The sequence below is a fragment of the Actinomycetota bacterium genome (assembly GCA_018333515.1).
Taxonomy (GTDB): domain Bacteria; phylum Actinomycetota; class Aquicultoria; order Aquicultorales; family Aquicultoraceae; genus Aquicultor.
Map to the genome: position 1 here is coordinate 61,327 of JAGXSZ010000036.1, position 14,875 is coordinate 76,201.

The 14,875-nt window shown below is 49.1% G+C and carries 14 protein-coding genes; all 14 read left to right on the plus strand.

Translation table 11 applies throughout. The features are described from left to right. Positions 1-32 precede the first annotated feature (32 nt). The 14 genes from KGZ93_10640 to KGZ93_10705 all read left to right on the plus strand — a co-directional run bounded on the left by KGZ93_10640 (position 33) and on the right by KGZ93_10705 (position 14,659). Positions 33-611, plus strand: a complete 579-nt coding sequence (locus tag KGZ93_10640) for a response regulator (protein ID MBS3910057.1) — start codon at positions 33-35, stop codon at positions 609-611. A gap of 214 nt (positions 612-825) precedes the next feature. After that, on the plus strand, positions 826-1,356 hold the full coding sequence (gene lepB / locus KGZ93_10645; GenBank protein MBS3910058.1) for a signal peptidase I: 531 nt from the start codon (positions 826-828) through the stop codon (positions 1,354-1,356). A gap of 55 nt (positions 1,357-1,411) precedes the next feature. Then, positions 1,412-3,856 carry a carbamoyltransferase HypF gene (hypF, locus tag KGZ93_10650; GenBank protein ID MBS3910059.1) on the plus strand — a complete coding sequence of 815 codons (2,445 nt, stop codon included), beginning with the start codon at positions 1,412-1,414 and terminating at the stop codon, positions 3,854-3,856. Positions 3,857-3,899: 43 nt separating this feature from the next. Beyond that, the gene (locus KGZ93_10655) at positions 3,900-4,127 is read left to right on the plus strand and encodes a HypC/HybG/HupF family hydrogenase formation chaperone (protein ID MBS3910060.1); all 228 of its coding nucleotides are present in this window, start codon (positions 3,900-3,902) and stop codon (positions 4,125-4,127) included. A 37-nt stretch (positions 4,128-4,164) separates the two neighbouring features. Next, positions 4,165-5,232, plus strand: coding sequence for a hydrogenase formation protein HypD (gene hypD, locus KGZ93_10660; protein MBS3910061.1), 1,068 nt, complete (start codon positions 4,165-4,167; stop codon positions 5,230-5,232). A gap of 85 nt (positions 5,233-5,317) precedes the next feature. Beyond that, positions 5,318-6,331: a hydrogenase expression/formation protein HypE gene (gene hypE, locus KGZ93_10665; GenBank protein ID MBS3910062.1), complete on the plus strand. Its 1,014-nt coding sequence runs from the start codon at positions 5,318-5,320 to the stop codon at positions 6,329-6,331. Positions 6,332-6,502: 171 nt separating this feature from the next. Then, positions 6,503-6,655 carry a hypothetical protein gene (locus tag KGZ93_10670; protein ID MBS3910063.1) on the plus strand — a complete coding sequence of 51 codons (153 nt, stop codon included), beginning with the start codon at positions 6,503-6,505 and terminating at the stop codon, positions 6,653-6,655. Between the two features lie 146 nt (positions 6,656-6,801). Further along, positions 6,802-7,293: a HyaD/HybD family hydrogenase maturation endopeptidase gene (locus tag KGZ93_10675; GenBank protein MBS3910064.1), complete on the plus strand. Its 492-nt coding sequence runs from the start codon at positions 6,802-6,804 to the stop codon at positions 7,291-7,293. Between the two features lie 303 nt (positions 7,294-7,596). Then, positions 7,597-8,613 (plus strand): hypothetical protein, encoded by a 1,017-nt coding sequence (locus tag KGZ93_10680; protein ID MBS3910065.1) that lies wholly within the window; start codon positions 7,597-7,599, stop codon positions 8,611-8,613. Then, entirely contained in the window at positions 8,614-9,036 is a 423-nt protein-coding gene (locus tag KGZ93_10685; protein ID MBS3910066.1) for a hypothetical protein, read from the plus strand. After that, positions 9,014-10,441 (plus strand): DEAD/DEAH box helicase, encoded by a 1,428-nt coding sequence (locus KGZ93_10690; GenBank protein ID MBS3910067.1) that lies wholly within the window; start codon positions 9,014-9,016, stop codon positions 10,439-10,441. The genes KGZ93_10685 and KGZ93_10690 overlap by 23 nt, the downstream gene beginning before the upstream one ends. Positions 10,442-10,443: 2 nt before the next feature. After that, positions 10,444-11,496 (plus strand): hypothetical protein, encoded by a 1,053-nt coding sequence (locus tag KGZ93_10695; GenBank protein ID MBS3910068.1) that lies wholly within the window; start codon positions 10,444-10,446, stop codon positions 11,494-11,496. Continuing rightward, entirely contained in the window at positions 11,493-12,884 is a 1,392-nt protein-coding gene (locus tag KGZ93_10700; GenBank protein MBS3910069.1) for a cobalamin-binding domain-containing protein, read from the plus strand. The genes KGZ93_10695 and KGZ93_10700 overlap by 4 nt, the downstream gene beginning before the upstream one ends. Before the next feature lie 443 nt (positions 12,885-13,327). Then, positions 13,328-14,659, plus strand: a complete 1,332-nt coding sequence (locus KGZ93_10705) for an HD domain-containing protein (protein MBS3910070.1) — start codon at positions 13,328-13,330, stop codon at positions 14,657-14,659. Positions 14,660-14,875: the final 216 nt, after the last annotated feature.

The window sequence follows — 14,875 nt, forward strand, 5'->3', positions numbered from 1 at the left end:
TAGTGGGATTCTTTCAATACTAAGGAGTATGGATGTCGCGGTTGCGGATATTGATTGCGGAAGACGAAGCGATTATACGGCTCGACTTAAAAGAGATGCTCACAGAACTCGGGCATGAGGTCGTAGGGGAGGCGTGGGATGGCGAGATGGCGCTGGAGCTGGCCGAGGAACTCGCGCCGGACCTCGCAATTCTAGATATCAAGATGCCCAAAATGAACGGCATAGAGGCGGCCAAGGCAATCGCGAACAAAGGCATCTGCCCCGTCATAATGCTTACGGCGTACAGCCAAAAAGCGCTCGTCGATGAAGCGATAAAGGCTGGCGCCATGGCCTATCTCGTTAAACCTTTCGATAAATCGGATATCCTTCCGGCGATAGAGGTTGCGCGCGGTCGTTTCCAAGAGATGAGGCAGCTCGAAGTACAGGTAAAGAACCTGGAGGAGCGCCTCGAGGTTCGCAGGATGGTGGAGCGCGCCAAGGGTATGCTCATGGAAGAGCGAGGCCTGGATGAGGCGAGCGCGTTCCGGCAGCTTCAGAAGTGGAGCATGGACAAGCAGCTTACGCTCAAGGCGGTCGCCCAGGAGATTTTAGATGCGGGCGGCTTTAAGTAAGGGTCAAGCAAGGGTAGGGTTTACTAGGGAAGGCGGCTAAACCGAGAAAGGCGGCTAGACCGATAGAGTCACGCGTCGCGCACAAGCGCCGAACCCCTCCGCCGAACCCCTGTTTCATTTCCGACGTTCTTGGAATATTATTTACAGGGGAAACGAAACCTAAAACAGGAAATCAAAGCCTAAAACAGGAAATCAAAGCATTCGAGGTGTTAGTGTGAGAGAGCGTTTTTGGGACGCGCTAAGCGAATTCATTATCTTACTCATCATCGCATTCGTTCTCGCTCTTGGAATCCGCACCGCGGTGGCTGAGGTTCGGTGGGTGCCGACGGGTTCGATGGAGCCGACGATCATAGCGGGCGACCGTCTGTTTACCGTCAAATTGTTGTATTATTTTAAAGAACCCGCGCGCGGTGATATCGTCGTCTTTCACGTTCCGGAAAGGGCGCGGCAAGAGCCGGATATGCCTCCTTTCGTAAAGCGCGTGATAGGATTGCCGGGCGATACGGTAGAGATAAGAGACGGCAAGGTATATATCGACGGCGAGGAATACAAGGTGAAGAAAGCCCGCGTGCCGCAATATGCCTACGGCCCGGTCGAGGTTGAAAAAGGGCAACTCTTCGTTCTCGGCGACAACCGTAACGCGAGTTACGATAGTCACGAATGGGGATTGCTGCCCGAAGAAAACGTCATCGCCAAGGCGGTCTACGTAATATGGCCGCTCGACCACATCGGCGTGCTCGACTAGTGCTTGCGGTATGGCGTCGAAAAGAGTTTCTTTCTGCTCGATATCAGGGCAACCGATGAGACAAAGACCGCGAGAAGAAAAAGTCGATGCGAAGATCGTTCTAGACAGCATAGTCGCCGTTGATATTGGTGTCTCCGGTGTCGTTCAGGGCGTCGGGTTTCGTCCCCATGTCTATAGGCTCGCCCAGTTGCTTGGTTTGCGTGGCTGGGTGTTGAACACGGCGGGCGGTGTCGCGATAAGGCTGGAGGGACCCGAGGAAACGATAGAGCGTTTTTCTCAAGAGCTGCTCGGGGCGCCGCCGCCGCTCGCGAGCATCGAGCGATATACTGTGGCGCGGGCACAGCCTGAAGGATTCAGTACTTTTTCAATACAGGAAAGCGCCGCCGACGGCGTGACGGATATTGCGATTCCGCCGGATATCGGGAGCTGCGACGATTGTCTTCGCGAGTTTAATAGTGAAAGCGACCGCAGGTACGGTTACGCCTTTACCAATTGCGTCAATTGCGGGCCTCGATTCTCCATCACCCGCGCCGCTCCCTATGACCGGCGAAACACATCGATGGACGCTTTCGCGATGTGCGAGCGGTGCGCCGCCGAATACGGCGACCCCGGTAACCGACGTTTTCACGCCGAGCCGAACGCCTGCCCGGTTTGCGGGCCAAAGCTTTTGCTCGCTGACGCGCAGGGGCGAAGCCTCTCTGAAGATGAATTGTCCCTTACCTATTCGCAAGGGCGAGCCCTGACCGAAGACGATTTGCCGTTCTTTGAGGATGAGGGCGAACGCAGGCCAAACCATGATACACGGTTCGCGGCGCGGCTACGCGCGCTTTTAAAGAAAGGCTATTTGCCGGCGATAAAGGGCATCGGCGGATATCATCTCTGCTGCGACGCGCAAAACGCGGGCGCGGTGCGCCGGATGCGCGAGCGCAAGCGGCGCGAGACAAAGCCATTCGCGCTTCTCTTTCGCGACCTCGAGGCCGTCCGCGAGCATTGTGTGGTCTCGGCGGACGAAGAGAAGGCGCTGACCTCTCCCGCCCGTCCCATAGTCTTGCTTAGACGTGGGGAGAGGAGCGCGCTTTGCGACGAGATAGCGCCGGGGCTCGACACGCTCGGGGTTATGCTCCCCTACACGCCGCTCCAGTACGGTCTTTTCGATGACGACCTGAGTGTTCTTGTCATGACCAGCGCCAATATAAGCGGCGACCCGCTGATTCTTACCGAGGACGAAGCGTACGCCGAACTTGGTGAGATTGCCGATTACTTTGTAACGCACGGGCGCGCAATCGTAAACCGCGCGGATGATTCGGTCGTCATGTTTTTCAGGGGCAGTTTCAGCGCCGACCCCAATGGCGATTTCCATGCCGGGGAGTACTTTATCCGGCGCGCCCGGGGCTATGTACCCCGCGCCGTACCCCTGCCCCGCGCCGTCCGACCCGTTCTCGCTGTCGGCGGCGACCTGAAGAGCGTCTTTGTCTACGCGCGCAGGGAAAAGGCGATACCGAGCCAGTACTTTGGCGATATCGACAACCTTAAGAACTTCGGGGCCTACGAGCGGGGCTTGCGGTTCTTCGGCGAGTTTCTAGATATCGTGCCCGAAAAAATCGTCTGCGACCTCCATCCGGCGTACGTGAGCGCGGCGCACGCGGAGCGCTTAGCGTTAGAACTGGCCGTTCCCTTAGTCAAAGTCCAGCATCACAAAGCGCATTTCGCGTCGGTCATGGCCGACAACGGCCTCGATGAAAAGGTTCTCGGCGTCGTCTGCGACGGCACCGGTTACGGCGATGACGGTTCGGTCTGGGGTTGCGAAGTCTTCTTCGGAGATTACGAGGATATCGAGCGGGTCGGTTCCCTGGCGCCGTTCCGGCAGCCGCGCGGTGACGAGGTCGCGAAAAATCCGCTCCAGATGGCGGCGATTCTGCTCTATTCTCTATGGGGAGACGAGGATAGGGTCCGCACCGTGCTGCCCGAGAGCGAGGCCGTCTTGCCGTTTGTAAAGGCGCAGGCGGGCAGCGCAAACTTGAGTATCATGTCATCCAGTTGCGGACGTCTCTTCGACGCCGCCGCGGCGCTCTGCGGTTTCTCGGGAAGGGTCACCTACGAGGGTGAAGCCCCGATGCGCATGGAGGCGCTCGCGCGCAGCGCGCCGGTGTGCCGTCCGTATGCCTTTTCGATAGACGACGGTGAGCTTCTCAGGCTCTCATGGAGTTTTATGGGGGATATGGCCGAGGATAAGCTGCGGGGTGCGTCGCCGGCCCAACTCGCCGCCCGGTTTCATACGACCTTCGTGGAAGCGCTGGCGGCGATGATCGCTACTCTTTTGCGGCGCTATCACGCGGAAAAGGTCGTCTTTTCGGGCGGGACTTTTCAAAATCGCCTCGTTATGGATATACTTGCCGGGAGGCTGGCGGAGCGGGGCGTGGAGGCATATTTCCATCGCCGGCTGCCCGCCAATGACGGTTGCTTGGCGCTCGGGCAGGTCATGTTGGCAAGCGCGGAGTAATCATAAAATACTCACCGCTGACGCTCGAATAGGAGGGCAAAAGATGTGTCTGGCCGTACCGGCTAAAATCGTCGCTATCGACAAGGATTCGTTCTCGGCGGAGATAGATGTGATGGGAAACATCCGCACCATCAGCGTAATGCTGACGCCCGACGCGGATTTGGGAAGCTGGGTGCTGGTCCATGCGGGTCAAGCAATCAATGTAGTCTCCGACGAGGAGGCGCAAGCCTCGATTGAGATATGGGAGGAAATCCTTCGTGGACAGGGATGATGACAAAAAATATGTCCACAAGAAATATTTCCGTTTGATGGTCGAGAGGCTGCGTGAGATATCGAAGCGCCCCATCAAGTTGATGGAGGTCTGCGGTACGCATACGATGGCGATTGGAAAATCCGGCATCCGCACGGTTCTGCCGGCGGAAATCGAGTTTGTGTCGGGTCCGGGCTGTCCGGTATGCGTGACCGCCGATTCTGATATCGACGCGTTTATGGAGCTGGCGGGGGAGCGCCGCGTGACCCTGGTGACATATGGAGATATGATGCGGGTGCCGGGAAGCGCGGGCAGCCTGGCCGAGCTTAAAGCGGAGGGCGCCGACATTCGGGTCGCGTATTCGTCGCTTGAAGCGCTCGCGTTCGCCCGCGGCGAACCCCAAAAAGAGATAGTCTTTCTGGGCGTAGGTTTCGAGACGACGGCGCCGGCCACCGCGCATGCGGTCAAAAGCGCCGTAGCCGAAGGGCTACCTAATTTCAGCGTCTACAACCTCCATAAGACCGTTCCCCTGGCCATCCGGGCGCTCCTCGCCGGCGATGGGGTCCAAATAGATGGGCTGATTCTCCCTGGGCACGTCAGTGTAATCATCGGGGAGACACCGTATGCGTTTATCGCCGCTGAGTTCGGGGTGTCGGGGGCGATAGCCGGGTTCGAGCCGCCCGAGATAATGGCGGCCATTGTGCGCCTGGCCGGTGACATAAACGCGGGGAAGCCGCGGATATCGAATATATATACCAAGGCGGTCGAGCCGGAGGGCAATCTGGTGGCGCAGGGGATGCTGGATGAAGTTTTTGCGCCGGGCGACGCCGAGTGGCGCGGCCTGGGGGTAATCCCCGGCAGCGGCCTCGAGTTTCGCGAGGGCTTTGCGAGTTTCGACGCGGCGAAAAGATTTTCCATCGAGCGGCGCGAAGTTCGCTTGGACCGGGGATGCAGTTGCGGCGAAATCCTCAAAGGGATGATAAAACCGTCCGACTGTCCCCTCTTCGGTTCGCGCTGCACGCCCGAGCGCCCGGTCGGGCCGTGCATGGTCTCGTCCGAGGGGACCTGCGCGGCGTATTATTTATACAATGACATGGCGAATGTAGACCAGCCGACGCAAATGTAGCTCAGCCCTTAAGGGCTGACATAGAAGCAGACTATCAGGGCTAAAGCCCTGAGCTACGAGAGGACATGTTTTGCTGTGTTAAGGAATGAGGAAGACTTTGACTGAGACGATTCGCCTCGCTCACGGCAGCGGCGGCGAGATGACATCGCGCCTTATCAAGGATATATTTTACGCGGCTTTCGGCGGAGACGCGCGCGACGCGAACGATTCCGCGGTGCTTGAGCTGCCACGGGGCAGGACCGCGTTTACGACCGACAGCTATGTTATAAGCCCGCTGTTTTTTCCGGGCGGCGATATCGGCAAGCTGGCTTTTTGCGGCACGGTCAACGACTTGGCATCGGTGGGTGCCCGCCCCATCGCACTGGCGGCTTCCTTTATAATCGAAGAAGGCACGACGTTTGAGGATTTGCGCCGCATTGCCGGGAGCATGGGCGAGGTCTCGCGAGAGACGGGGGTCCCGGTCGTCACCGGTGACACCAAGGTCGTCGATAAGGGAAGCGGCGACAAGGTCTTTATCACGACATCCGGTGTCGGCAGTATCCCGGACGGGGTCGATTACCACCCGCGCAATATACGGCCCGGCGACGCGATAATCGTCACCGGCTCTATCGGCGACCACGGCTACTCTATTACGGCGTTGCGCGAGGGCATAGATATAAAGAGCGCGGTAACGAGCGACTGCGCGCCTCTCCACGGCCTTATCGAGGCGCTGTGGCCGTTCGGCGCTCACATTCGCGCGGCGCGTGACGCCACCAGGGGCGGAGTCGGCATGGTACTCAACGAGTGGGCTATGCAGAGCGGACGCGGTATACTGGTTCACGAAGAGAGATTGCCCGTCAAGGACGAGGTCGCGGGCGGCACCGCGCTCTTAGGGTTGGAGCCGATTTATCTTGCGAACGAGGGGAAGATGCTGGTAGCGGTCTCTCAGGAAAAAGCAGCTGAAGTTCTTGACCGCATACGCTCGCATCCGGCGGGTGCCGACGCCGCGCTTATCGGCGGCACCAACGGCGACAAACCGCGAGTAGTTCTTGAGACCGCATGGGGGACGCAGCGTCTCGTGCCGGTGCCGCGCGGCGAGATTTTGCCGCGTATTTGCTAGGGACGTTGTTACGGTTGTTACGGTTACTGCTCTGCCTCACGCGCGGGGCGAGGAATAATTACGGGGACGTTGTTTCCTATGCGTCCTAAGTTATTCGCGTCGCCTTGCGCGCGGGGCGTGGAGGCTAAAAAGTAAAGACCTGACCCCCTTGTTCACTTTTTCTTAATGTGGGTGACGGTTTGCTTTATAATTGTCCATCTCTACATGGCGATGGCCGAGGAGTTCGACAAGGTCAAGATGATGTTCTTCGGCGTCGGCAAAGCGAAACCGCAGCTGAAGGAATTGGATGTGTCGATGCCCGCGGCGGCGAAGGCGGAGAAGTAGGTAGGAGAAGACAGAATTCAGAATTCAGAATAGGTGAGGGCAGTCGTAGCTCAGGGCTTTAGCCCTGACGTTAGGAGGGGGTGAGGCGGTATTCCAGCTCTTGACTGCTGATTCTGAAGTCTAGATTGGTAGATTTGGCTGATATTATGAAAGAAAAGATTTTAGTTTTAGGGGTGGGGAATTTAATACTCAGTGACGAGGGGGCCTGTGTGCACCTGGCGCGCCGGCTTCAAGCAAGAGGCTTGCCCGCTTGCGTCGAGGTGCAGGACGGCGGCACGCAAGGGCTCGAACTCTTGGGATATATGGACGACGTCGCCAAACTCATCATCGTCGACTGCGTTAAAGCGGGTGAAGAGCCCGGCAGCATCTACCGCTTCGAGCCCGACGCCATCGACGTCATCCCCAAAAAATACAAGATATCCTTCCACGACCTCGGCATCTACGACTTCATCCGCATTGCCCAAGCTATGGAGGTCCTCCCGCCAACGGTTATCTTCGGCATCGAACCCGAGACCTTCGCCTGGGGCGAGTCGCTGTCGGCATCAGTTGAGGCGAAGATGGATAAGCTTGAGGAGTTTGTGTTGGGGGAGATTGAGGTGGGCGTGAGGGCGGTTGGGGCTGGGGGAGTTGTAGGTTAGGAACATTGGCCAATATTCAGATATTGTTTTAAACTTGACGTATGGTTGTAGGAAATATTAATATTATCGTAACTACGCAGCCCGTTAACAGAGGGCGATAGAACTCCGGGACGAAAGGATTACCTTCCAGGGCGGGTTTTATAGTATCAAGTATGGGAATAGAATTCTTCCTGGCCGTAGAGACATAGTCCCTGATACGGCAGGATATTTTAGCGCCCTGGTCGCGGTGGAAAATACGGACCTTTTGGGCGGGGTTATTTACTTTTCAAAACTTAGTTGGTATGCTTGCGCTGGTGATGCCTTGTGGATAAACAAATTATAAATCTGGATGGAAGACCTACTGAGATAACGCTGCAATCAATTCCTCTTGAAAGAATCGTCTTAGATATTAACAATCCGAGAATCCAGTACCATCTAGACACAAGAATTAAGAATAAAGTAACTGTTGATCAAGTTAAATTTGCACTCGTTGAAAGCAATGAGCAGTACGAGAAACTAAGAGATCATATCGAATGCAATGGTGGTATCTACAATCCAATATGGGTTGTAGAAGCTGGAGAATATTATCTAGTTATAGAGGGGAATACTCGCTCGTTAGTCTATGAGGAGTTATCCGAAAAGTATGTTAACGACCCCAAATGGCAACATATAAAAGCTTATGTTCTGCCCGAGAAGATTGATAAATTCAAGATTAATTTCATAAGACTTGAATCACATCTTTTTGGGCCAACACCTTGGGATGCTTACGATAAAGCGCGGGAACTATATCGCCTTCATTCTGAAGAAGACTATACAATAAAAAGGCTTGAGCAATTAACCAAGCTTACGCAATCGGATGTTAAGAACCATATCCAAGCATATATGGATATGGAGGAACAATATTTACCATATCACAATAAACCCACTGAACGCCTTAAGTTTAGTTACTTTGTAGAGTTTCGAAAAAACAAAGGTCTACGCAAGCTTATGAAGGAAGGTAAAGTAACATTGCCGGAGTTTTGTGATTGGGTTGGACAAGGTAAATTTAACCGAGGTGAAAATGTTCGTAAGCTCGCATTAGTTCTAAATGATGATGAGTCTCACCAAGCTTTAATAGACGATGATTTTCAGGCGGCATTAGATCAACTTGAGCAAAAGAATCCGGCAGCAAAGTCGAAACTATTCGAAAAGATAGACGACGTTATTAATGGCATTTCGAGCATGCCTTTTGAAGAGGTTTTCGATATTAAAAGAGGATTTCAGCCAGCTAAGACTGAGATGCTAAAGAAACTTGATAGTGTTGTTGCGGATTTCCTTAAGCAGATCGGATGTAAAGACTAGATGGCATCCCAAAAGCATCAATTTATAGTGGGGCTTGTTATCAAAAAGATAAGGCAAGCTGGTTATGAAATAACTGCTGTTGATGGAAAATACCCTGGCCTATTAGGTGACAAGCTCCCAACACCTCCAACAGTCTTAAGGCATAGACCGGATGTTGTTGGAATCAATGAAGCAGGACAAGTCTGTATTGGTGAAGCTAAGACTGAGGAAGATGCTTTTAGCAAACGAACCATAGAACAAATAGATGATTTTTCGATGTTGGAGTTAAATGGGTTCCTTTGTGAACTGACCATTGGAGTGCCTGCAGATATCAAAACAGCGTTTGTGTCATTATTAAGAAGCTATGGTTTTATAAGCCGCAAAAATATCAATGTGTTCTATGTGCCGAGTGAGATTATAAGTGATAAGACAACAAAATTTTGAGCCAAAAACTAAAGCTCTTGAGCATCAAATAGAGGCTATCGACTATATAGCTAAGACACCAACAGTTGCCTTATTTGATGAGCAAGGCCTTGGAAAATCTAAAATTATCATTGATGCGATGGCTCAGTCTATGAAAGCTGGAGATATTGAAGGCGTTCTAGTTATCGCACCAATGTCTTTGCTTTACATATGGGAGGCTGAAGTTGCCAAGCATTCATTCTTGCTGCCAGTTGTTTTAAAAGGCAGTAAGCGCGAGAAAAAATATCGCTTCTTAACCGGTGCTAATTTTTATATTACTAACTACGAAGCGGTTGTTGCTGAGTATGAGCGCTTTAGAAGATTCTGTAAAAGCCGAAAAGTAGCTATTGTATTGGACGAATCAGCAAGGATAAAAGACCCCTCAACAAAGACTGCTCAGGCACTTTTTGATCTCGCTAATTTCTCGGTTAAGCGAGTTATTGCAACCGGTACACCTGTCGCAAACAAGCCTCAAGACCTATGGGCGCAGTATTTCTTTTTAGATAATGGTCAACTGCTCGGCGATAATTTCAATGATTTTAAATCAAAGACGAATGAAAAACTTACAGGTTATGTTGAAGAGTTAGAACAAATTAAGGGATTAATAAAAGCCAATTCCATAAGGCGGCGAAAGGATGATGTGCTTGAGCTGCCAGAGCGAATATTCAGGAATATATATGTAGACTTAGAAGATGAACAAAAAAATATTTATGAAACCTGTAGTCGGGAACTCTTAGTTGAGATGAGCAATTTAGATGGACGAGTAATCATTGACCAAATAGATAATATCCTAAAGAAATTACTACGGCTAACTCAAATCGCCAGCAATCCATGGTTACTTGATAAAAACTACGAAGAAACCCCTGCAAAATTCAAGCAACTTGATAGGTTAATTGTAGAAACTCTATCAAATCATGAGAAATTGATCGTTTGGTCGTGTTTTGTTGATAATATAAAAGTATTGTCAAGCCGTTATAAATCATACAAACCTCTTATTATCTATGGGCAGGTTTCAGTAGAAGACCGCGCACTTATTGTGTCGAAGTTTCAGGAAAGTGAGAAGAACAGAATTCTTATAGCGAACCCAGCGGCGGCAAGGGAGGGCTTTACTTTAACGAGAGCCAATACCGCAATTTACCTAGATAGAAATTTTAGTTTAGTTGATTATCTACAGTCACAGGATCGGATTTATAGAATTGGGCAAACGAAACCTTGTACTGTTTATAAGCTTCTTGCACGGAATACATTAGATGAGTATATCGACCTAGTGATTGATCTTAAATCCAGGATTGCAGGTTTTCTGCAGTCGGACAAAGAAGGGTTAGGGCACGACACACTTGACCTGCTACTCAACAAGAAAGAATTGCTAAGAGCGCTTGGAGGATAATCATGGTTCGGCAGAATATGATGGTGCAAGGACGAAAAATCAGTTATGAAATTAAAGATATGGATATCTATGATCTTGAGTATTACATAGAAAACCCACGCATTAACTATATCGTCAGCAAAAAACCTACGAGTGAACGGTCACAAGAGTTCATAGAATCTCAGCTCCTAAGCTATGATGCTACGAAGGATTTAATTGTTGACCTTAGACGCAATCATGGTTTACTTGACGAAGTCTACGTTGTAGGCAACAAAGTAGTTGAAGGCAATACCCGACTCGCGGCCTTCAGGAAAATACATAAACAAACCCAAGACGAGAAATGGCGTTATATTAAAGCCAGGATTTTGCAGGATGATATAACAGACAAAGAATTATTTTTCATACTCGGCACCTTTCATATCAAAGGTAAAAAAGAGTGGGACGCGTATGAAAAGGCAGCATATATCCATAGGGCAATAAAAGAGCTTGGCATGAGCCATGAAGAAGTTGGGCAGCAGCTAGGCCACAATAAGCAAACCATTGATGCTATGCTAAAAGCTCATGAGGCGATGACGCAAAAGTATTTACCAAGAAACTCTCAAGGTGAGGAAGTCGAGTTAGCTGGTCAGCAGCGCGATAAGCTAAAGAAATACAGCTATTTTGAAGCTTTCTATAGGGACAAAGACCTTGTTAAAAGAACCACGGAAGCCCCCGGCTTTGAAGACGAATTCGTTGAGATTGTAACAGAGGGAAGGCTACCTAATGCCCAGGCTGTTAGGGACTTAGCTAAAATCCTTAAGAATAAGAAAGCATGTAGAGTTTTTCTAAACGAAGAACCAGAAGATGCTTTCGAAGCAGCTAAAAACGCTCTTTATATAGATAAACCAGAGCAGGTTGATGCTTTTTATATTCAAGTAAGAAAATTTAAAGATTTAATCAACAGTTCAAGTTTTCAGGAAATAAAAGATGAATTGTCTGGTGACGATAGGTCTTGTAAGAGCAGAAAACACCAATTGATGGATTGCTATAAGACGCTAAAGAGATTTTGCAAAGAAGTGGGTTTAGATGTTAAATGAGCAAAACTAAAAAATCGATAAAAATACTGCTAGTGGAGCCTGATTATAGGAATAAATACCCTCCACTGGGATTGATGAAAATAGCAGCCTTCCATAAACAAAAAGGTCATGATGTTCGGTTTGTGAAAGGGTGCGATTCCGAGATACGAAACCTGGGTTGGGACGAAATCTATATAACAACCCTTTTTAGTTTTTACTGGAATAAAACAATCGAGACTATTAAGTATTACTTAAGGACGCCCGGAAATCCAAAAATATATATAGGTGGGATCATGGCTTCCTTAATGCAGGATGATATCGAAGAAGCTACCGGAATACGTCCAGTTTTTGGCTTGCTAAATGAGAAAGGCAAGCTAGGTATAGATGATGAGGAGATAATAGATCGTCTAGTGCCGGATTACCATATCCTCGAAGACATTTCTTATATCTATCCTGCCCATGATGCTTATTTTGCACATACAACTAGAGGTTGTATTCGAAAATGTGAGTTTTGTGCCGTAAGCATCATTGAGCCAAAATATGTAGATTATATACCGTTAAAATCTCAGATCGAACTAATTGATAAAAAGTTTGGTCAAAAAAAAGATCTTCTATTGATGGATAACAATGTTCTTGCATCCAAGCAATTTGACCGCATCGTTGATGAAATTAAAGATGCTGGATTTGTTAAGGGGGCAAAGCTTGGGAAGCGTCTAAGATATGTTGACTTTAATCAGGGGATAGATCCGCGAATACTAACTAAGGAAAAGATCGAACGACTTGCAGAGCTTCCAATTAAGCCGCTAAGGATAGCTTTTGACGACATAGAACTGAAGGAGATCTATGCAGAAAAAATTAGATGGGCCGCAGAATATGGCTTAGTCTATCTATCGAACTATGTCTTGTATAATTTTGAAGATACGCCTGAAGATTTCTATGAGCGACTTAGGATCAACATAGAGCTGAATGAAGAGTTAGGGACACAGATATTTTCTTTTCCGATGAAGTATGTGCCATTTACTAGCAAGAACAGGAAATACATTGGTTCCAATTGGAACTATCGCTATCTTAGGAGCGTTAATTGTATCTTGAACGCTACTCACGGTGTCGTTGGTATTAAGAAACCATTTTTTAATCGTGCCTTTGGTGAAAATGTGGAGCAGTTTAAAAGACTTTTGGCTATGCCAGAGAAATATATTATCTACCGTGACCAGCATGAAGCTACCGAGGCCAAAGCCTGGGTGGTGCAATATGATGGGTTGCTTGCCGATCAAAAGATAGTGCTGCATGGAATTATCGATAAACAGAAATTCGTTGATGATATAACTGGTAATGAACGGCTCGACGAAGTTCTTCAACACTATAGACGTGATACTGAATCATTACAACAAGTTGTGCTGCAAGTTTGATATAGTGAGGCCATACAGTCAATACTAATCCAATAATCGCAAGAGCTTAAGCCTATATAACAGTAGTACCTCATCAGACTATGTCGCCCCTCGCGCAGGGACTGGATTTCCCTAAATGCTGTGAGATAGCTAAAACACAGTGATCTGGAGCAGGGCACATAGCAAGTGCAGGAATCGCAGTGTGGCTAGCGTTCTCAGCTCCCTGCAGAATTACAAATATAGCGTTGGTACTAATCAAAAAAGACGTCAAGAGACGTTAGCTAGCTTGCTCATCGCGTTTAGCAAAATGCCAGGGGTCTGCAGGAATGAGCAGGTCATATGTTATTAAGCTATTCAATGGTTTTTGCATAAGAATTGTCTGTTAAACAGACAGGTTCTGTAGACAAACGAACATACGTTCTATATACTTATACCAACACTCAGACGTTCTGGAAGGAGCACGCTTGCCATACCGTCCAAGAAAGGACTTTAGGGACCCGATTCATGGGTTTGTTCGTCTATCCGAAAACGAGGTGAAACTAGTCGATTCGTCGGTTTTTCAACGTTTGCGCCGGATTCACCAGACCGGTATGACGCATCTTGTTTATCATGGGGCGGAGCATAACCGCTTTGGTCACACCATAGGGGCGGTTGAATTTGCTAGCCAGGCTTTTAACAGTATCAATGATCGCAATGAAGGCATTTTCGGTACGAGCAAGGACGAGATAGAGCGTAACTACTGCTTGCTGCGGTTAGCGGCGCTATTGCACGATATTGGTCATGCGCCGTTCTCCCGTGCGGCTGAAACACTATTTCCATATAAAGATGAAGAGAAGGGCGAGCGCTATACTCATGAGGATTATACGGGCGCTATCCTTAAAAATAGCGAGATCACGCCAATCCTTGAAGATGCTTTTTGTAAAGATTTAGGTATTACGATTGATAAAATCGCTTTGCTTGTTGATGGCAAGTTCGTTGAACCGAAAGTGCTCCCGCAGCTTATGAGCAGCGATCTCGATATCGACCGCATGGATTATCTTCTAAGAGACTCGTTGTATACGGGTGTGCTTTATGGTCATTACGATTATCAGAGATTGATCAGGACATTAACGGTAAACCCCGAGACACGTGACTTAGCAGTTGAATTTGGCGGGCTACATTCGGCCACTGCGCTGATACTTGCCAGGTATTTTATCTTTATTCAAGTGTATTTTCATAAAACGAGAAGGATTTACGATCTGTTGCTGGAAAAATTTTTACGCTCGGTTCTTCCCGGCGGCGTTTTCCCGCCGCCGGATAAAATCGATGAATTTCTCGCATTAGATGATGTAAGGGTGAATCAGCTCATCTTTGAGCATAAAGGCACCAATGAATGGGCGCGGCGGTTGTTCTATCGCGATCACTGCCATGTCGCAGTTGAGCTGGCCGTTCATCCGACAACCGCAGATCAATATCTGTTCGCGGCGATTACAACGCGGTTTCCATTTGCAGAGGAGCAAGCTATAATCGATAAGGCGTCGTCGGTGCCGTATAGGCTACGTCCACCGAAGCTCAAGGATATGGAAGTGCCGGTTATGCTCATTGACGAAACGGGTAGAGACAAGCCAAGACCTCTTGCGGATGGAGCAAAAGTATTGGAATCGTTAGATGAACCGCTTAAGATTTTACGAATTTATGGTGCCACAGAAGCAGACGTAGAAGAAGTCAGAGCATTTTACCTTGAAGAACCAGGTAATCGCTCTAACAAAAAAGGAAAAGAAAAAATTTCCCGAAGAAGCCATCAGTCAAGCATATGATGAGCTGGTAAAAGCTGGTCTTATTTGTGATTAAATTCAACTTTCGGCAACTGGGCCGATTCTAACATCGCCCCACATATTAGCAAAAGCGCAAGAGCATAATAGCATAAATAATGCTTGATTATTTAGATATAGCTAGTATCATTAGAACATGGATGAAGACAGAATCATCAACAAACTTGAAGAGCATGATAAAAGGTTCGACACGGTCGACCG

Excerpts from the sequence above, each read along its gene's own strand:
- KGZ93_10640 (MBS3910057.1), top strand. The coding sequence starts at position 33 with ATGTCGCGGTTGCGGATATTGATTGCGGAAGACGAAGCGATTATACGG.
- KGZ93_10700 (MBS3910069.1), top strand. The coding sequence starts at position 11,493 with ATGAGCAAAACTAAAAAATCGATAAAAATACTGCTAGTGGAGCCTGAT.
- KGZ93_10685 (MBS3910066.1), top strand. The coding sequence starts at position 8,614 with ATGGCATCCCAAAAGCATCAATTTATAGTGGGGCTTGTTATCAAAAAG.
- hypF (MBS3910059.1), top strand. The coding sequence starts at position 1,412 with ATGAGACAAAGACCGCGAGAAGAAAAAGTCGATGCGAAGATCGTTCTA.
- hypD (MBS3910061.1), top strand. The coding sequence starts at position 4,165 with ATGGTCGAGAGGCTGCGTGAGATATCGAAGCGCCCCATCAAGTTGATG.
- hypE (MBS3910062.1), top strand. The coding sequence starts at position 5,318 with ATGAGGAAGACTTTGACTGAGACGATTCGCCTCGCTCACGGCAGCGGC.
- KGZ93_10695 (MBS3910068.1), top strand. The coding sequence starts at position 10,444 with ATGGTTCGGCAGAATATGATGGTGCAAGGACGAAAAATCAGTTATGAA.
- KGZ93_10675 (MBS3910064.1), top strand. The coding sequence starts at position 6,802 with ATGAAAGAAAAGATTTTAGTTTTAGGGGTGGGGAATTTAATACTCAGT.
- KGZ93_10655 (MBS3910060.1), top strand. The coding sequence starts at position 3,900 with ATGTGTCTGGCCGTACCGGCTAAAATCGTCGCTATCGACAAGGATTCG.